Annotated in this window: 15 protein-coding genes and 1 pseudogene; 14 read left to right on the top strand and 2 right to left on the bottom strand. The window is 51.2% G+C overall.

Features of this window, described 5'->3' with window-relative positions; genetic code table 11:
* The 14 genes and pseudogenes from COA65_00630 (at position 1) to COA65_00695 (ending at position 16,136) form a co-directional block, all read left to right on the top strand.
* Complete coding sequence (locus COA65_00630; GenBank protein PCJ61500.1) at positions 1-846, top strand: hypothetical protein; 846 nt, start codon at positions 1-3, stop codon at positions 844-846.
* A gap of 6 nt (positions 847-852) precedes the next feature.
* Positions 853-2,223, top strand: coding sequence for a hypothetical protein (locus tag COA65_00635; GenBank protein ID PCJ61501.1), 1,371 nt, complete (start codon positions 853-855; stop codon positions 2,221-2,223).
* Between the two features lie 558 nt (positions 2,224-2,781).
* The gene (locus tag COA65_00640) at positions 2,782-3,885 is read left to right on the top strand and encodes a hypothetical protein (protein ID PCJ61502.1); all 1,104 of its coding nucleotides are present in this window, start codon (positions 2,782-2,784) and stop codon (positions 3,883-3,885) included.
* Positions 3,886-3,887: 2 nt separating this feature from the next.
* Positions 3,888-4,883 carry an integrase gene (locus tag COA65_00645; protein ID PCJ61503.1) on the top strand — a complete coding sequence of 332 codons (996 nt, stop codon included), beginning with the start codon at positions 3,888-3,890 and terminating at the stop codon, positions 4,881-4,883.
* Between the two features lie 178 nt (positions 4,884-5,061).
* Complete coding sequence (locus COA65_00650) at positions 5,062-5,529, top strand: transcriptional regulator (GenBank protein PCJ61504.1); 468 nt, start codon at positions 5,062-5,064, stop codon at positions 5,527-5,529.
* Positions 5,526-6,113, top strand: a complete 588-nt coding sequence (locus tag COA65_00655) for a cell filamentation protein Fic (protein ID PCJ61505.1) — start codon at positions 5,526-5,528, stop codon at positions 6,111-6,113. Before COA65_00650 ends, COA65_00655 begins: the two co-directional genes overlap by 4 nt.
* A gap of 456 nt (positions 6,114-6,569) precedes the next feature.
* Positions 6,570-8,312, top strand: a complete 1,743-nt coding sequence (locus tag COA65_00660; protein ID PCJ61751.1) for a restriction endonuclease subunit M — start codon at positions 6,570-6,572, stop codon at positions 8,310-8,312.
* The gene (locus COA65_00665; protein PCJ61506.1) at positions 8,309-9,616 is read left to right on the top strand and encodes a type I restriction endonuclease subunit R; all 1,308 of its coding nucleotides are present in this window, start codon (positions 8,309-8,311) and stop codon (positions 9,614-9,616) included. Before COA65_00660 ends, COA65_00665 begins: the two co-directional genes overlap by 4 nt.
* Entirely contained in the window at positions 9,613-10,587 is a 975-nt protein-coding gene (locus COA65_00670; GenBank protein PCJ61507.1) for a hypothetical protein, read from the top strand. Before COA65_00665 ends, COA65_00670 begins: the two co-directional genes overlap by 4 nt.
* A complete protein-coding gene (locus COA65_00675; GenBank protein ID PCJ61508.1) occupies positions 10,584-13,697 on the top strand; it encodes a type I restriction endonuclease subunit R in 3,114 nt (1,037 codons plus the stop codon). The genes COA65_00670 and COA65_00675 overlap by 4 nt, the downstream gene beginning before the upstream one ends.
* 37 nt (positions 13,698-13,734) lie before the next feature.
* Positions 13,735-13,869: pseudogene (locus COA65_00680) on the top strand (IS6 family transposase).
* Between the two features lie 247 nt (positions 13,870-14,116).
* Positions 14,117-15,217 carry a hypothetical protein gene (locus COA65_00685; protein ID PCJ61509.1) on the top strand — a complete coding sequence of 367 codons (1,101 nt, stop codon included), beginning with the start codon at positions 14,117-14,119 and terminating at the stop codon, positions 15,215-15,217.
* A gap of 35 nt (positions 15,218-15,252) precedes the next feature.
* A complete protein-coding gene (locus tag COA65_00690; GenBank protein PCJ61510.1) occupies positions 15,253-15,582 on the top strand; it encodes a hypothetical protein in 330 nt (109 codons plus the stop codon).
* A 5-nt stretch (positions 15,583-15,587) separates the two neighbouring features.
* A complete protein-coding gene (locus COA65_00695; GenBank protein PCJ61511.1) occupies positions 15,588-16,136 on the top strand; it encodes a hypothetical protein in 549 nt (182 codons plus the stop codon).
* Between the two features lie 1,044 nt (positions 16,137-17,180).
* Here COA65_00695 and COA65_00700 read toward each other — a convergent pair.
* Both COA65_00700 and COA65_00705 read right to left on the bottom strand, forming a co-directional pair.
* Positions 17,181-17,459: a hypothetical protein gene (locus tag COA65_00700; protein PCJ61512.1), complete on the bottom strand. Its 279-nt coding sequence runs from the start codon at positions 17,457-17,459 to the stop codon at positions 17,181-17,183.
* Between the two features lie 142 nt (positions 17,460-17,601).
* Positions 17,602-18,441 carry a hypothetical protein gene (locus COA65_00705; GenBank protein ID PCJ61513.1) on the bottom strand — a complete coding sequence of 280 codons (840 nt, stop codon included), beginning with the start codon at positions 18,439-18,441 and terminating at the stop codon, positions 17,602-17,604.
* Positions 18,442-18,465: the final 24 nt, after the last annotated feature.

An 18,465-nucleotide genomic window follows, 5' to 3' on the forward strand; every position in this document is an offset into this window, starting at 1 on the left:
ATGTCAATTAAAAAAAGCAGGACAGATGTGGTGAAAACAATTAGAGAGAAAAAAATCGGAAAAGTTACCCTGCGGCTGGTTGATGCCGGAAAGGCATATGCGGGCATTGTCCTTCAAGAGGGCAAGATAAGCTCGCATGTTGAAGGGGCTGATCCGGAAGATGTTTGGCAAAAACTAGAAGCCAGCGCCGCAAGGAGCAGTCCAAACTACTTCGGGTTTGAAGCTGCAAAAAACCGCTTTCTGTCTTTCTTTCCAGACGGGTTTGCGTCTGAACATTACCTGAGCAAGGAACGTCAATATAAGCTTCAAGCCAAAGAATTGCTGGATAACACAGTGCCTCTTGATGCGGCATTAAATAGCTCAGGTCATGGTGAGGCCATAAGGGCCGTTTTCAATAAAACAAACCTAATATCGCCATTCGAGAAGATGCGATTGAATGACGCTCTGCTTAGTGACCAGGCAGATCAATTTATCAACGGTGCTGCCCGAATGGCATCGGGGGAGATAAAAAATGGTCTGCGTGAAATGGAGAAATCTCTGAAGCCACATGATGTAGCTAAATGGACTGTTGTCACGTACCTGCCATTTTTATGGAATCCAACAAAACATATGTTTTTGAAACCGACAATCACCAAAGATTTTTCGGAACGGATAGGCCATCCTTTTTTCAATAATTATGAAGCCAAGCTTGATATTGGGGTTTATGAGAGCTTGCTTGATTTGGTTGATAAGACCGAACAGAAAATTTCCGGCCTTGGTCCACAAGACCGAATTGATACTCAGAGTTTTATTTGGATCGTTGGGGCATATGATATGGAAGTCGATGTGTCAGAGGTTCACGCATAATCTGATATGACATTTATTTTCTACGATACGGAAACAACGGGGCTGTCGGCGGGCTTCGATCAAATTCTTCAATTCGCGGCGCTTGTAACCGATGACGATTTCAACGTTATCGAGGAAGTAAATCTGCGCTGCCGGTTGCAATCCCATGTAGTGCCATCGCCAGGGGCCCTCTTGGTTACGGGTGTGCGCCCGTCAGATATCCAAGGGGCCAATCTGTCCCACTATCAGATGGTCCGGAAAATTCGGAACGTGATTGAGCAGCACACGCCGGCCGTAATTGTTGGATACAACAGCATCAGTTACGACGAAAGCATGCTACGTCAGGCATTTTACCAGACGCTCAATCCCGTCTACCTCACCAATATGAACGGCAACACCCGCATGGATATGTTGCGCGTCGCTCATGCCGTCTCAGAATATGCACCGGACGTTTTGCAGATACCCTTGAACGATAAGGGGCGACCAAGTTTCAAGCTGGGTCTTCTTGCTGCCGCTAACGGCCTTGTTCACGAAGACGCCCATGAAGCCATGTCGGACACCTTGGTGACGCTTGGCCTGGCCAGGCTGGTGCGGGCAAAGGCACCAAAAATATGGGAGGCCATGTATGCGACGCGGGCCAAGCGCTCGGTACAGGGTTTTATGGCCGATACGGACGTCTTTTGTTTCACGGACAAGATGTTCAAGCAATCCTCGGTCCTTGCAACCCAGATAGCGCCCAGTCCGGAAAATTCATCTCAAGTTGCAGTCTTCGATCTCTCCCACGATCCTGTCCACTATCTGGACATATCGAAAAAAGACATGGTGAGTTTGCTGCGAACAACTCCCCGCCCGATCCGCGTTGTTAAGGCCAACCAGCAACCCATCCTTGCTTCCTATGAGTTCAGCCATGTAGGGGTCGCGGGACATGACCTGCCAATTTACCAATTGCAAGAGAGGGCGCGTCAGGTAAAAGAGCACCCGACCTTCGCCGACAACGTGGCCCATGCCATTGCCAATCGTTATCCTGAGCGGGAGCCCTCCAAGCTTGTGGAAGAGCAGATTTACAATGCTTTTCCGAGTTGGTCGGATCAAAAACTGATGGAGCAATTTCACCAGCAGCCTTGGGAAGAGCGACTGGGGACCGTTTTACAATTGACGGACGATCGATTGGGGGAGCTCGGGGAACGTCTGATCTATACGGAGCGTCCGGATGCATTGCCGGAGGACGTGATCCTTCGTCGTGATAGGTGGCGGCACGAACGAATTCATGCCGAACAGTCAGTGCAATGGGTGACTGCGGGGTCAGCGCTGGAAGAAGTCGAGTCACTCAGGACAAAGGGTTCAGGGAAGCACGAGGATTTGTTCCAAGACATTGAAATGTTCCTTGGAAAGTTGTGATTGTCTGAGCTTTATTAGCCCATCCCCAGTCTCAAAAGGACTTATGGCGACTAGAATTGGTAATTGTGTCAATTCATCAAAAAACATGCCGTTGACAAATATTTTGACAAATATTTCTGACAGCATGCAAACATTACGGCGATTGTCACAATGTTAAATAAATGGCTAGAATCAAAGGCTTTTCACGAGTGCAATTGGTAATTTTAAATATAATTTGCGGGAAACAGACAGGGGCGGGTCCGCGTTGACCGCCTGTGACGTGGCGATCTTTGTGACAAAAATGCTGGTGTCAAAGTTAAATCCTCCACATGTCTCCAAACTTGGGATCAAAAGAGTCGCCGGTCCATCGTTTGGCCCCCTTCATAAACTCACAAAGCCTATTCGTTTTTACTAAACTCAAGGCGTAGGGAGCGCCTTGATAAAGCGGGTAAATAACGTTTTGATTCTATTTTTATTATAGCGGTTATCACTTTACTCCTTCGTTCCCAAGCCTACGATAATGGTGGGACCTAAGATCTCAGTCCTCCCCTTGAAATTAATCTCAAGGAGGAGAAGACGATGAACGGAACCCATATTCTTGATCACTATCGGTCCCAGCTTGCCGACCAAGTTCTGAAGCGCGGCACGGATATTCCCAACTTCAATCCATTGGAAATCTCTCCGTGGTTAGCGATGAGCCTGATGCAAAAAGCTATCCGCAGAGGTCGGGTGGATTTTGCCCTTCGGAGTGCTGCAACACTTCTTAAAATTTCACCTGAACGACTTTGGCGGAGACTTGGCGTCACTGCATTTGAAGACATCGGCGTTGGTAACTTGGAAGTTGTTTCGCTGGTTACAGTGGCTTTGGCAGGAAAGCGATACCGCGCCAAGATTGGTGGGGAGTGGGCTGTTGCCTCCTATCTGATCGGCATCATGTGCGAAGCAAACAAATGCAGGGCAGCGGATGATCTTGCCGTTGTTTGTGACTGGCACCCAGATTACGAACAACCGCGCCTGGAATTGACCTACAAGCCGATGCTGGAATTATTGAAGGTAGTAGAGGGTGCAGGCTCCATACCCGAAAAGTCTTTGGCAACATGGTATGCCCTGGGGACTGACCGTTGCCGCTCTCCCGTATTGCGGGAACGACGCGGCGACCCTCAAGCGGTGTTTAATTATTTATGTGAGGCTGGGTTCCCTGACACCGTGGTGGAAATCGCCCGAGAGGGTTTCAGAAAAGGTAGCGGTGTTCTGGCGGCATTCATGGTCTTGCTAGCGCAGGCATCGCAACAATCCGTTCATTATGCAAAATCGGATGATTTTCCAGAAGAGGGAATGATTGGAGACGTTCCTGGGTGGGCTTTCGACATGCATGTCCGCGAAGGCAATGCGGCCATGAGCCGGTTCCTCAAAACGGATTGCGAAACAGTCCGTTGGATTGACGACGTTTTGCCCCCTACCGGTCGGACGAAGTTTCTCGGCGGTGTCTTGTTCCGGATTGAGAGTGGGCTTGTTTCAAGCAGGCACCGTTGGAAAGTCGGGGACGATTTGCGCCGCATGTCTGATTTTGAATGCGAGGCTCTGAGACACAAGAGGATCGGGGAAGTCATGACGCTGCTTCGTGCAGATATGCCTATTCTCAACGAAGCCCGGCGAATGGTCGTTTCCGGGATGGGGAAATGACCATGTATGCGAACAAACGACAGGCAGCCAATGAGACGCCTCTAACCTCTGATAACACCCACTTATCGGAGCCCATAACAACCGCCCTGGATGGCGGTGCAATTAACTGCACACAAGCTACGTCAGGCTATGTGCGGGCGGCCATCGCTGATAATACGCGACGAGCCTATCGCGCCGACTTAAATCACTTCCTGGAATGGGGAGGCGCTATACCTGCAACGGACGTGATGGTTGCCGATTACCTCGCTGTTCATGCGGGGGCGTTGGCAGTTTCAACCTTGTGCCGGCGTATTGCATCAATTGCAAAGGCACACAGGGCAAGGGGCCTGCAAAGCCCGACTGTCTCTGACCTGATCAAGGCCACCATGCGGGGCATCAAACGCACTCACGGGGCTCCCCAGCGCGGCTCAGCGCCCCTTCTTATCGAGGACCTTCTCCGGATCATGAGCGTTCTTGGAGACGGCATGAAAGACACCCGGGACCGGGCGTTGTTGTTGCTCGGCTTTGCTGGTGGGTTCAGGCGGTCCGAACTCGTTGCGCTCGACGTTGAAGACATCCAGTCCGTTCGCCAGGGAATGATCGTCACCATCAAACGATCCAAAACGGATCAGGCTGGTGTGGGGCGGCAGATAGGTGTTCCGTTTGCGCGCGGTCGGTTCTGCCCGGTTAAGTCTGTGGAGGCGTGGTTGCAAGTCGCGGGCATATCCGATGGCCCTGTTTTTCGTTCCGTGGACCGGTACGGGCGGGTTGGAACGCAAAGACTATCAAGTGAGGCCGTCGCCAATGTGATCAAGGCCAGGGTCGAGCAAGTTGGCTTCGACCCAACGCTCTATTCTGGCCATAGCCTGCGGGCGGGCCTTGCTACCAGTGCGGCGATGGCAGGGGTTAGCTCCCTCGATATCCGAAAACAGACCGGCCATGCATCGGACGCAATGCTTGCGCGGTACGTACGGTCCGGAGAGTTGTTTGTGAATAATGCCTCTGGGGCTTTATTGTAATCAGCCCAATATAAATTCTCTGCCTGGACATTAAAGGCAGGTCCTCGTCGACACTTTTTTGTATATGGATATGCTTACGTTTAGAGTATTGGCGTCAATAAATATATTGACATAAAACATCTTGTCGTCAATTAATATATTGACGAAATGTCATTTAATGTAAATATATAGGTATACAATGTCTCTCAAGAATGTCGTCGCAAGGCAATATCAGGAAAAGGTGGACCGGGCAGCGCAGGCTGCGCGCCAGGTCGGCATGCCCGCAGAGGGGTGGATATGCACGGTACGAAAAGCGCTGAATATGTCTGCCGCAGAGCTGGCGCGGCGGCTTGGTAAAAGTCGAGCGCTCGTATCCAAGACCGAAAAAGCCGAGCTTGATGGCGGCGTGACGTTGAAAACCATGAAGGGCATGGCCGAGGCCATGGGGTGCCGGTTTGTCTACGCCATCGTGCCTGATAAGAGCATTGAGGACCTTCTAGCGGCGCAGGCCAGCAAGAAGGCGTGTCTGCTTGTCGAAAAATCAGGCCAACACATGGCGCTGGAAGCACAAAATCTGACGCCGGAACAAATGGACGCAGAGGAAAAGCGCATCGCTCAAGAACTCATGCGCGATATGCCTTCGGATTTCTGGAGGGATAGATCATGAAAATGGATTATCCAGAAGGGGCGACGCCGCTTGATCCGGACGAAATGGAAGGTCTGAAATTCAAGCACGTGACGACCAGGGGAGAGCTTGACCAATTGGAGCAGGCCAATATTCAGAACGGCCTCGTTTGGTTATCACACAGCCGGGAAAAAGATATCTTGAGCGAAGCGTTTGTTCGCAAGCTTCACGAGCAGCTCTTTGGCGAGGTCTGGAAATGGGCAGGCTCTTTCAGGCGCACCGGAAAGAATATCGGTGTTGATCCGCTGGCCATTAGCGTTGAGCTGCGGACACTTCTGGATGATATGCGCTATTGGGCTGAGCACGATACCTATCCGGAGATGGAAGCTGCTATTCGGTTCCATCACCGACTCGTTTTCATTCATCCGTTTCCCGACGGCAATGGCCGTCATGCCCGGATCATGACCGACGCTGTTTTGCAAAAGATATTCGATAAAGAACCCATTGACTGGTCGGGTGGTCATGATCTTCAGGCCATGAACGAACGCCGAACCGAATACATTGTCGCTTTGAGGGCTGCTGATCGTGGTGACTATGTTCCAATCTTCAAGTTTGCAAGGTTGTAGATTATTTTATGAGTGTGCTCAGGGCTTTGTGCCTGGCTGTCTTTTGATGAAGAAGGAAGCTTCTGCAAGCTGGCGAGACGGTCATCTATGGTTTGGGCTCGGGGAAAATCGTGATCAATAACGAATGACATAACAATATTTGCAATGAATCAGTCTGATCGAAATATAGAATTTGAGAATATGTCAGTTCCGCATTCTTGGTTTCTTGTAGCAAATGAGCTCCATGAACAAGCGATGGACTTGTCTGAATAGATAGGCGCAAAACCGTTCGACCGCGCCCACCGAATGGCGTCATTTGGCGGCCTGTAAGCGGGGTTGCCTCGCATTTCTGAGCCTTGTTTCATTAGACTGACAGCACCTCAGCAGGCTATGGTTTTACCATCCACGGTGTAGGCCATATCCGGTCGCCATTTGTCGTTTCACAAGAACACCTGCAACAAGGAACCATTCGCACTCATGAGCGACCCTAACCTTTCTGCCTTCATCTGGTCTGTCGCCGATCTTCTACGCGGGGATTACAAGCAATCGGAATACGGCAAGGTCATCCTGCCGTTTACCGTGCTCCGCCGTCTTGATTGCGTCCTGGAGCCGACCAAGGTCGACGTCCTGACCGAGTTGGCTAAACGCGAGAAGGCCGGGTTGAACCCAGAGCCGTTCCTGCTGCGTAAGGCGGGTGAACTTTTCTATAACACCTCACCGCTTGACCTGAAAAAACTGATGGGCGATCAGGACCACATCGGTGAGAACCTTCGCGCCTATATGCAGGCCTTCTCGCCCGCCGTGCGTGACATCTTTGAGAGCTTCGAGTTTCATATCCAGATCGACCGGCTCGACAAGGCCAACCTGCTCTATCTGGTCACGGAGAAGTTTGCCAATATCGACCTCCACCCGGACGTCGTCAGCAACGCCCAGATGGGCGCTGTGTTTGAGGAATTGATCCGCAAGTTCGCAGAGCTGTCCAACGAAACCGCCGGCGAGCACTTCACGCCCCGTGAGGTCATTCGCCTGATGGTCAATCTCCTGTTCATTGAGGATGACGACGCGCTGTCCAAGCCCGGTGTGGTCCGTTCGCTGTATGATCCCACCGCTGGCACCGGTGGCATGCTGAGCGTCGCCGAGGAGCACCTCGCCAGCCACAATCCGGATGCCCGGCTGGTTATGTATGGGCAAGAGTTGAACCCAGAGTCCTACGCCATCTGCAAGGCTGACATGCTTATCAAGGGCCAGGACATTGCCAACATCATATTCGGCAACACCTTGTCCAACGACGGCCTGGGTGGACAGCATTTTGACTACATGCTGTCCAATCCGCCCTTTGGCGTGGAGTGGAAGAAGATCAAGCAGGAAATCGTCAAGGAAGCCGAGGAGAAGGGGTTCGATGGCCGCTTCGGCCCCGGCCTGCCGCGTATCAGTGACGGCTCGCTACTGTTCCTGCTCCATCTCGTCTCAAAGATGCGGCCCGCTGTCGATGGCGGCAGCCGCTTTGGCATCGTGCTCAATGGCTCGCCGCTGTTTACCGGTGGTGCGGGATCGGGCGAGAGCGAGATACGCCGTTACATGCTGGAGAACGACCTTGTCGAGGCCATCATCAGCCTGCCAAAGGACATGTTTTACAACACCGGCATCAGCACCTATATCTGGATCGTCAGCAACCGCAAGCCTGCCGCCCGCAAAGGCAAGCTACAGCTTATCGACGCCAGCAGCTTCTGGCATAAGATGCGCAAGAGCCTCGGCAGCAAGCGCAGGGAACTCGGCCCCGAGCATATCGAGGATATTACCCGCCTGTTCGGCGGTTTCGAGGAGTCTACCCGCGACGACGTCCCCATCAGCCGCATATTTGATAACGAGGACTTCGGCTACCGCACGATCACTGTAGAGCGTCCCAAGCGCGATGAGGCAGGTGAGGTCGTGATTGGCCTTAAAGGCAAGGGCAAAGGCAAACCCGTTCCGGACACCAGCCTGCGTGATACCGAAAATGTGCCGCTTAGCGAGGAAGTGGAGACGTATTTTGAACGCGAGGTCCTGCCCCACGCCCCAGATGCGTGGATCGACGACGCCAAGAGCAAAATCGGTTACGAAATACCTTTCAACCGGCATTTCTATGTATTCAAGCCACCGCGTCCGCTTGATGAGATTGATGCCGAGCTAAAAGGCGTCACCGACAGAATTCTGACCATGATCAAAGGGCTGACGGCATGAGTTTTCCGCGTTACCCGGCCTACAAGGACAGCGGCGTGGAATGGCTGGGGGACGTGCCGGGGCAATGGGAGGTGGTGCCACTTAAGTATATTTCCACTCACAACGACGATGTGCTTGTTGAAAGCACTGACCCGAACAACGAGATTACCTATGTAGATATTTCCAGCGTGGACGGGGTGAACGGAATCGCTACGAAAGAAACAATGTCATTCTCAGCTGCTCCTTCAAGGGCACGGCGGCGCGTTAGGCATGGCGATGTGATCGTCTCAACGGTTCGCACTTATCTCAAGGCAATTGCCGTAGTTCGTGACCCAGAAGACAGCCTCATTGTCTCGACTGGTTTTGCTGTAATACGACCGCGAGATGAACTTACACCTAACTATTTAGGTTTTTTGGTTTTCGCTAGTTACTTTGTCGAACAGATCATCGTCCGCTCAAAGGGCGTGAGTTACCCCGCAATCAACGCCGGTGAACTCGTCGCTATTTCGGTGCCACTTCCTTCACCCCCCGAACAAACCGCCATCGCTGCCTTCCTGGACCGCGAAACGGCAAAGATCGATGGGCTGGTGGCTGAGCAGCGGCGGCTGATTGACCTGCTGAAAGAAAAACGCCACACCGTCATCTCCCACGCCGTCACCAAAGGCCTGAACCCCGATGCCCCGATGAAGCCTTCCGGTATAGAATGGCTGGGGGACGTGCCGGAGCATTGGGAACTTCGAAAACTCTCGCAGTTATTTCGCGCAGGAAAAGGTAAGAACGGACAAAAACTAACGAAGGAATATTGCGCCGCCAATGAAGGTGAATATCCGGTTTATAGTGGCCAGACTGAAAACGAAGGCGTCATGGGTACATGGGATCAGTTTGAATTTGACTTCGAAGATACGGGTGTTTTGTTTTCGACGACTGTTGGCGCGAAGGCCATGAATCTGCAGCAACTTTTTGGACGGTTCAGTCTGTCGCAAAACTGTATGATCATTTGGCCGACGTCGAGCCGATGCATTACGCGGTTTTTCTTTTACCACCTCCAGCCATTGTTTCGGTATCAGCGAGCCATGATTCCTGATCACATGCAGGCGTCTTTTAGGGTGGAAGATTTGTACGGATATTTCATTGCATTACCGCCAAGCGAAGAACAAACCGCCATCGCCGCCTTCCTCGACCGCGAAACGGCAAAGCTCGATGAGCTAATAGACGAAGCTCAACGCGCTGTGGATCTGCTGCAAGAACGCCGGACCGCGCTAATTTCTGCCGCCGTCACCGGCAAGATTGATGTTCGCGGGCTTGCCGATATGGAGGCCGCATGATTGCCAAGCTTGAACGTGTGCCACTTCGGGAAGTCTGGAAGCATGAGGCTTATGACTTCACCCAGTGGCTTGAAGAAAACATCGACATTCTGAGCGAAGCGATAGACTTGACGCTTGTTAATGCCGAACGAGAAAAGAAAACAGAGAGTAGTTTCAGTGTTGATCTGGTCGCGGAAGATGAAAGCGGCGCGACCGTTATCATTGAGAACCAGCTAGAGAAGAGCAATCACGACCACCTCGGCAAGCTAATTACTTATTTGACGGCGATGCAGGCTCGCACCGCGATTTGGATTGTCTCAGAACCTCGCCCGGAGCATGTGGCCGCAATCGTATGGCTGAACGAGTCTTCCAGTGCCGATTTCTACTTACTAAAGATCGAGGCGATCCGTATCGGGGATTCGGCTCCCGCGCCTCTGCTGACGGTGATTGTAGGTCCGTCAGAAGAAGGTAAATCCGTGGGCCGTAGAAAGCAGGAGAGCGGCGAGCGTTATGACATCCGTCATCGATTCTGGTCACAACTGGTCCAGCACCCGAACGCCAAACTGCACAAACACATCACACCGGGTAAGTACGCCTGGATCGGGCTCGGATCAGGAATGCGAGGGGTCGGGTTCAACTACGCAACCACCAAAGAACAATCGGGCGCCGAGGTCTACATAGACCGGGGCAAGGAGTTGCGTGACGAAAATCTTGCGATCTTCGACCAGTTTCACGCGAAGAAAGACGAAATTGAGAAAGCTTTTGGCGGTCCATTGAGCTGGGAACGACTGGAAGGAAGACGAGCGTGCCAGATTCGTGCGCGTGTTGATGGCGGATACCGTAATCCAGAGGAACAGTGGAACGAAATCCACGGACGAATGACGGATGCCATGAACAGGCTCGTTGACACGATCAGGCCGCAACTGAGGCACCTTCGAATTAAAAGTTCGTTGGAAAATGTTGGGTCCGAAGGTGCCAAACTATCGCCATGAACCTGCACAAAGAAATCAGCTTCGAAGCGGAGATTTGTGAATATCTCGCCCAGCACGGCTGGCTCTATGCCGAGGGCGATGCGAAGGCCTACGACCGGGCGCGGGCGCTGTTCCCGGCGGATGTGCTTGCATGGGTGCAGGCAGCTCAACCCAAGGCCTGGGAAACCCTGACCAAGAACCACGGTGCGCAGGCCGGTGAGACGCTGTTGACGCGTTTACGGGATCAGCTCGACCAGCGCGGCACACTGGATGTGTTGCGCCACGGCATCGAATTGCTGGGCCTGCAGAAGCCATTGCTGGTAGCACAGTTCAAGCCCGCGCTGGCCATCAACCCAGATATCCTCAAACGTTACGCCGTCAATCGTCTGCGGGTGGTTCGCCAAGTGCGATATTCGCTACACAACGAGAACAGCATTGACTTCGTGCTGTTCCTAAACGGCCTGCCGATGGCGACAGTGGAACTGAAGACGGACTTCACCCAGAGCATTCATGACGCAATCGATCAGTATCGCTTCGACCGCAACCCAAAACCCAAGGGGCAAGCTGCTGAGCCTCTGCTGTCCTTCCCGAATGGTGCGCTGGTGCATTTCGCGGTGAGCAACAGCGAGGTCCACATGGTGACCAAGCTGGCTGGCCCCGCCACGGTGTTCCTGCCGTTCAACCAGGGGAACGAGGGGGCAGCAGGTAACCCAGTGAACCCGGCAGGTGGCCACCGCACGGCATATCTTTGGGAGCAAGTATGGGAACGCGATAGCTGGCTGGAAATCCTGGGCCGCTACATGGTCGCCGAACGGGATAAAAAGAAGAAGATCAACAAGATCATCTTCCCCCGGTTTCACCAGCTCGACGCAACACGCAAGATACAGGCCGCCGTATTGCAGGACGGCCCGGGGGGCAAATATCTGATTCAGCACTCGGCTGGCTCGGGCAAGACCAACTCCATCGCTTGGTCCGCGCACTTCCTCGCAGAACTGCACGACGCCGAGAACAAGAAGGTCTTTGACACTGTGGTTGTGGTCTCCGACCGCAATGTCATTGACGCCCAACTTCAGGACGCCCTTTTCGATTTCGAGAGGCAAACCGGCGTCGTGGCAAAGATCACGTCGGAGGAAAGCAGCAAGAGTGCCGCCCTGGCCGACGCCCTATCCGGGACCAAGAAGATCGTCGTCTGTACCATCCAGACCTTCCCCTTTGCCATGAATGCCGTGCACGAACTTTCGGCCACTCAGAACAAACGCTTTGCGGTGATTGCCGACGAGGCCCACAGCTCGCAAACCGGCGAAGCTGCGGCGAAGCTGAAGGCGGTGCTGACCGCAGAGGAGCTTGAGGAACTGGGCGACGGCGGAGAGGTCAGTACGGAGGATATCCTGGCGGCTGAAATGGCGGCGCGGGCCGATGATGATGGCATCACGTATGTAGCGTTCACGGCGACGCCGAAAAACAAGACCATTGAAATCTTCGGCACCCGGCCCGACCCCTCGCGCAAACCGGCGAAGGATAATGTGCCGACGCCATTTCACGTCTACTCCATGCGCCAGGCCATAGAGGAAGGGTTCATCCTCGACGTGCTGCAGAACTACACCCCTTACAGCTTGGCGTTCAAGCTGGCCCAAGGGGGCAAGGAGATCGACGAGAAAGAGGTCGAACGCAGTACCGCACTTAAAAAGATTATGGGTTGGGTGAAGCTCCACCCGTACAACATCGCGCAGAAAGTACAAATCGTCGTCGAGCACTATCGCGAATACGTGGCCCCGATGCTGAACGGGCAGGCCAAGGCGATGGTCGTCGTCAGCAGTCGGCTGGAAGCGGTGCGTTGGAAACTGGCCATCGAGAAGTACATCAAGGAGCAGAGTTACCAGATCGGGACGCTGGTGGCCTTCTCTGGCGAGGTGAATGACAAGGAATCTGGACCAGATGGTTTCAAAGAGAACGGCAAGATTTTGAATCCCAACCTGAAGGGACGCGACATCCGCGAGGCGTTCAAAGGCAGCGAGTATCAAATCCTGCTTGTGGCAAACAAGTTCCAGACGGGCTTCGACCAACCGTTGTTATGTGCGATGTACGTCGATAAACGGTTGGCGGGCATCCAGGCCGTGCAGACCTTATCGCGCTTGAACCGCGCCTATCCCGATAAAGACAAGACCTACGTGCTGGACTTTGTGAACGATACAGATGAGGTCCTGGAGGCCTTCAAGGCGTATCACACCACGGCAGAACTCTCGGCAACGACCGACCCAAACCTCGTCTTTAACCTTCGTGCCAAGCTCGATGCCGCTGGGCACTACGACAGCTTCGAGGTCGACCGCGTTGTTGAAGTGGAACTCGACCCTAACGCGAAGCAAAGCCAATTGGTTGCTGCGCTGGAGCCAGTACAAGACCGCCTGATGAAGCGCTACAAGGCCGCTCAGCAAGCCTTGCAGGTTGCCAGGGAAAGTGGGGATGACGCAGCCATCACGGTCGCTCAGGACGAACAGAACGCGCTGATCCTGTTCAAGGCGGACATGGGCGCTTACTTGAGGCTATACACTTTCCTGTCGCAAATCTTTGACTACGGAAATACCGATATTGAAAAACGCGCCATCTTTTACAAGCGCCTGATCCCGCTGCTGGAGTTTGGCCGAGAGCGCGAGGGTATTGACCTCTCTAAAGTCACCTTGACCCATCATCACCTGAAAGACCTCGGTAAGCGAAACTTACCTTTGTCCGATGGCAAGACGCCCAAACTTGACCCGATCACCGAAGCAGGCAGCGGCAGTGTTCAGGAAAAAGAGAAAGCTCTCCTCAACGAGATCATCGAGAAGGTGAACGACCTCTTCGAGGGCGAGCTGACAGACCAAGACAAACTGATTTATGTGAACGATGTGATCAAAGGGAAGTTGCTGGAGTCGAATACGTTGAGGCAACAGGCGACAAACAACACGAAAGAACAGTTCGCCAACTCACCGGACCTCCAAACCGAGCTGATGAACGCAATCATGGGTGCACTGGACGCACATAATTCAATGAGCACGCAGGCTCTAAACTCCGATAAGGTCCAGCGCGGACTGAAGGACGTATTGTTGAACACCGTTGGGCTTTACGAGTCGCTGCGCGATCAGTCTGCAAGTTAACCTGTCTGACGCCCGGTATTCCAAGTCTATGAAAAAGACCCTGCAAAAGTTCGCAGCCGCTCATGCCTTGATCCACAATCATTTCAACCACGACTGCTGCCTCAACCGCCGCGATATTTTCAAGCAGAACCGTTCTGCCGCTCTGGCCGAATGGCGTCAATTGGCGGCCTGAAAGCGAGGTTGCCTGGCGTTTATGAGGCTTGTTTAATTATGCTGACAGCATCCTTTAGCTAGCTAAAGCTCCATAAGCCATTCAAAATGGGCGTTGGCTCTTGATCACAGAGGAGGCGCGGCGCTGGATGACAGGAGACAATATCGAGCCCCATTAATATCTATTTTTCCGGAGCATCGGGCTATATTTGTAGGAAAATAATGCGCCAATCTTCCACTGACTAAAATACGGATAACTCAGAAGCCCAATGAAATTTTTCACGAAAGACGAAATGGCGAAGTCTGAAAGACTTCGCCTAAAGCAAGAACGGAAGGGCTTTCTCCGGAAGCTAACTGTTGAAGAGCATGAAAATCTAAAGAACCAACTGATACTACGCTCGCATCATCAAATTTCTGCCAGCTTGGTGCCACAGAAAAACCGAGTGTCTATTGAGTTGCCGAAGGAAATCTCACTGGCAAACAACTACGAACCTACAATCAAATTTATAAACCAACTGCGGAATACTGTCTTGACCAAGCGGCTTCCAGTTTTTCTGCATTTTGATAATGTTGCATCAGTTAGTCCAGCCGCGGCACTTCTTATGACCGCTGAAATATATAGGTGTAGAAATCTGCGACCCGGCCGTGCAGGATTGGTGCCCGTTAACGGAAATTGGCCTTCAGACAAAAAGGCTCGCAAAGTCCTTAGTGATATGGGCTTTTACAAGCTCATGCAGCTGCCAAACAACCTTTCTGTTCTGAATGCAAAAGAGATGGACAATACAATCCATTTAGGCTTTGCCACATTTAACCACGTAGATGCAGAACAAATAGCCTTTTTTCATCACAATCTATTAGAAAAAATCGATTTCAATCTAACAAATATGGAAAGCAAAAGGCTTCAAGGTGCAATAATTGAAGCCATCGGGAATGCATCGGAGCACGCCTATAAAATTAAAACAGAGCATCAATTTTTAAGTAATAGGTCGTGGATATCAGGATACGTTGATGTTCCAAATAAAGAGCTTATGTTCATGGTGTTAGATCAAGGCGTAGGTATCCCGAAGACACTTGATCCCACCCTTATTGAACGAGCGTTATCGATCGGAAAGTTTCGTGGCTCGACGCCAACAGATTCTGAATTGATTGAACGTGCAGCTGAGTTTCGACGGACATCAACAGGGAATAGCGGTAGAGGAAAAGGTGTTGAGACGATGAAGCGTTTTATTCGCACCATCGACGATGGCGAACTCAAGATATTTAGCAATCGTGGCCTTTATAGATATTCGTCTGCTGGAGCCGAGACTAGGGATGATCACGATGGATCAATTGGCGGAACGTTAGTACAATGGCGACTGCATCAGCAATAATGAATTCTGATAGACTCTAAGTTGGATGTGAACGGGTGGATAGCAATAGACATTTGATATCGGTGCCCAAAGATTTTTCAAAAACGCCGGGCACAAGATATATTAAGCAAGGGCCGTGCAGCGGTGAAAAATTCAGGACGTCTTGTCTGATTCCTGCGCTTGAAAAATACGACTTGTTGATTGTCGATCTAGACGGCACTGCCGGCTACGGTTCATCTTTCATTGATGAAGCATTTGGGGGGCTGATCCGAAGAGAAGGATTCAATGCTGAAGATTTATTGCGCCGTATAAAAATCAAATCGGACGAGGAAATCGAACTCATAGCCGATGTGAAAAAGGCTTTCCGTGATGCTCGGCCGAATTAGACGATATGCACAGGTCATCTGTTAGAAAACCAGAAGAACGTGTTCAGAATGTTTATAAGTGCTGTAGCGGCAAGTCGGATGGCGGCGATATCTGGGGGGCAATTCTGCCAACGGCAATGGCGGGTGTTGGATTCTACGTTTTCCATAAATTAGCCATGCGTAGACAAAAACGGGCCGAAGTTTTCGATACTTTTCGTGACCTAAAAATGATCATTGACGATATAGACCACTTGGCGACCATTGCATGGCGAAAAACAGGGGGCGACGCGGTAAAAGATGGTGGAGTTGTGGAAATTCGCCGGAAAATTGCGCGTTGTCGAGAAGATCTCAGGCTACTAACTATGTTGGATGAGAAATTTGAAGTAGTAGCTAATCCGCTGAATGATTATAGAAGGGCGATTGACGAAGAATTAGACGATTCAGGAAACGCATTGTCCACTATCGATGACATCAATCGGTTGGGCCGGCTTGATTGGGCTATAGAAGGGATAATGCCAAAAGCAACGGCCCTAAGGCTTAATTTAAATAAAGCCATCGCTAATATTTATGGCTGAAGGTATATAGGGCCGGTTCCAAGTGGGTGTTACGCCGTTCGGGATAGTGTCCCAGGTTTTCATAATGGATCAGGCAGAGAAGCAAGATGAGCGGAGTGGGTGACCCGAGTGCGATGATTCAAGGCACCCGCTCTTGCTGTGCATGAAGCTTAAACTTCGGGTCACCTCATCTATCCTCGGATAATTTCTGCGAACTCTCATGCGGGCCAGTTGGCATTTCACATTAACCGGATAGCCCCGGTCGGTGATCTGAAGAACCGCGTCCCGTTTGAAATCGTCGCTGAAATGGACTTTGCCCATGATGGCCTGCTTGCTTCAAATTTAGGGAAGAAGGCATCTAACAATCTAGGGGCTATTCATAGATAGGTGCAGAACCAGCCTGCTCCGCTGAACCTTGTCTATTTTTGGAGAAAACCTAAGAGGCTCAGGTCACTGGTCTAGCGACTGTTACATAAAACTGTTACAGTAGACGCACCGCATGGAAGCGGCATGGGTGCTAACCATCTGTATTCATTGTGTCATGAAAGCTGGTGTTCTTCTCCCCTAGGGGATACCAAGCATTTCAACGTGCTAGCCCACCAACCGGCGGGCTTTTTTCATTTGTACGGAAATTATACGGAAAAGGTGGCGCGGAAAAATGTTGAAACCGCCCCTTTAGAGGCGTTTTACATTATCTATCGCCCTTGGCCTGCTTAAACTTAGTGGCGCTGTTTGCACTGCAGCTTAGTTTGCGAATTCGCCAAGCTCCTTCCGAACTTGCTCAGTCGCCTGTAGTGAACACGATGCCGAATCCTTAAAAACCTTAAATTCTTTCGGGGCTGGCAATTGCATCGTGAAATCTGACATGCCATCACCAATGTTGAACCCTACCCATGGCCTATCCGCCAATGATAAAACGAATTGTGAAGATAGGTTTGGACTTCGGGTCATATCAGTCATTGCGAGCCAACCATCGTTTTCTGGAGATGGCTCATTAAGATAGAAACTTGTCGTTGATAAATTTTGATATCGAAGAAATGCGTTCGTCAAGTTATGTCTAGCTACCTAGCCTTGCCGTGCTTCGGAGACTACAAGCTTGAACACAATAGATGGTATTTTATTTTTGAAATAAAATTCATTTACTGACCCTTGGATTCCAAAAACTCTCCCATCTTTTGTTGCTGCAATATTGAAATGAACGCCACAACCATCGATGCGCCCATCCTTGGTTTGCATGAGCGGCCTATAAGTAGCCTCTATTATATCCATCACACCCCCGGCAAAACTGTAGGCTGGCGTAAATAATGCTGCCAAAACGGCAATAGAATAAATTGCGACCCTCATAACAAATCTCCCCTTGCAAGAATGTCAGCCTATTTTAGCCAGTGTCTTTCTTGCTGTCTTTATCATCTCGCCAACGCGCTTACGTTCCTTCCTGGCCTCATTCGTATAAAGTCCGTGTCTGCCCAAGGCTCGGGGAGTCCTTTTATCGCGCTTTAGCTAACGATGCGATTAAGGCGGGGGAGCGTCCGGCAATGGTAGTGCTTTGATTAAATGTCGCTTTATTGATTGCTCGAATGTGGCTGTCTTCTGTGATCTCAACCAACTTTTCTTTACCGCTAAATGAGTCGTGTGCAACTACTACGTCGTGAGCAATCGGAAACCATATCGAGTCAGCGGTGCGCGAGCGACTAGGAGACGTTGGCTTTACAATTGGGTTGCTTCCGATAACGAAGCTCTTTTCCGGCTTCTGGATTATTGTAGTGACGAGTCCTTTGCTCTGAAACATTTGCAACACCTCTTCACCCAGTCTTGCAATGGCCTGCACCTTGGCATTCTGTATAAGCCTGTCTAGTGTTTTCTGGGAATGTAGCTTAGCGTGCTCGTCGATAGTGAGCGGCCTCGTTGCTTCGAAGTTTTCTAATTTAGTATGAATAAGTTTCTGGAATTGTTCAGGGCCAAAAACGTTGTTATGCATATCCGGCACACGCTTCCACTGGTAGTAAAAAAACCGGTCCCAATTTGATTTTTCAATAGGTGTTAAATCAGGTAATTCTCGGGTTCGCGCCGCCCCCAATATTTTCCTGATTATCGTGTCCGCCGTTCCTTCAAGGTCAGCAAACATCTTTTCAAGGGAAGTGTCCTTATCTCCATCCTCATAGTGCTGGGTGTAAAGATTACCTACGACAAAAATATTCTTTGGGGTGACAGGTTGAACCCCTTTTTCCGGGAAGCGCTTGTCAAAAAAGTATAGTTTCCCATTTTCATCCGTGAACCGGCGTGACAGCATTTGCGCAATAAAATGGTTGCGTTTTGGCTCATTCATAAAACTTCCTTTATAGGAAAGAGA

The sequence above is a fragment of the Rhodospirillaceae bacterium genome, assembly GCA_002746255.1.
Lineage (GTDB): Bacteria > Pseudomonadota > Alphaproteobacteria.

Coding starts and splice junctions, on each gene's coding strand:
- COA65_00640 (PCJ61502.1), top strand. CDS start 2,782: ATGAACGGAACCCATATTCTTGATCACTATCGGTCCCAGCTTGCCGAC.
- COA65_00630 (PCJ61500.1), top strand. CDS start 1: ATGTCAATTAAAAAAAGCAGGACAGATGTGGTGAAAACAATTAGAGAG.
- COA65_00645 (PCJ61503.1), top strand. CDS start 3,888: ATGTATGCGAACAAACGACAGGCAGCCAATGAGACGCCTCTAACCTCT.
- COA65_00655 (PCJ61505.1), top strand. CDS start 5,526: ATGAAAATGGATTATCCAGAAGGGGCGACGCCGCTTGATCCGGACGAA.
- COA65_00660 (PCJ61751.1), top strand. CDS start 6,570: ATGAGCGACCCTAACCTTTCTGCCTTCATCTGGTCTGTCGCCGATCTT.
- COA65_00705 (PCJ61513.1), bottom strand. CDS start 18,441: ATGAATGAGCCAAAACGCAACCATTTTATTGCGCAAATGCTGTCACGC.
- COA65_00670 (PCJ61507.1), top strand. CDS start 9,613: ATGATTGCCAAGCTTGAACGTGTGCCACTTCGGGAAGTCTGGAAGCAT.
- COA65_00665 (PCJ61506.1), top strand. CDS start 8,309: ATGAGTTTTCCGCGTTACCCGGCCTACAAGGACAGCGGCGTGGAATGG.
- COA65_00650 (PCJ61504.1), top strand. CDS start 5,062: ATGTCTCTCAAGAATGTCGTCGCAAGGCAATATCAGGAAAAGGTGGAC.
- COA65_00695 (PCJ61511.1), top strand. CDS start 15,588: ATGCACAGGTCATCTGTTAGAAAACCAGAAGAACGTGTTCAGAATGTT.
- COA65_00685 (PCJ61509.1), top strand. CDS start 14,117: ATGAAATTTTTCACGAAAGACGAAATGGCGAAGTCTGAAAGACTTCGC.
- COA65_00700 (PCJ61512.1), bottom strand. CDS start 17,459: ATGAGGGTCGCAATTTATTCTATTGCCGTTTTGGCAGCATTATTTACG.
- COA65_00635 (PCJ61501.1), top strand. CDS start 853: ATGACATTTATTTTCTACGATACGGAAACAACGGGGCTGTCGGCGGGC.
- COA65_00675 (PCJ61508.1), top strand. CDS start 10,584: ATGAACCTGCACAAAGAAATCAGCTTCGAAGCGGAGATTTGTGAATAT.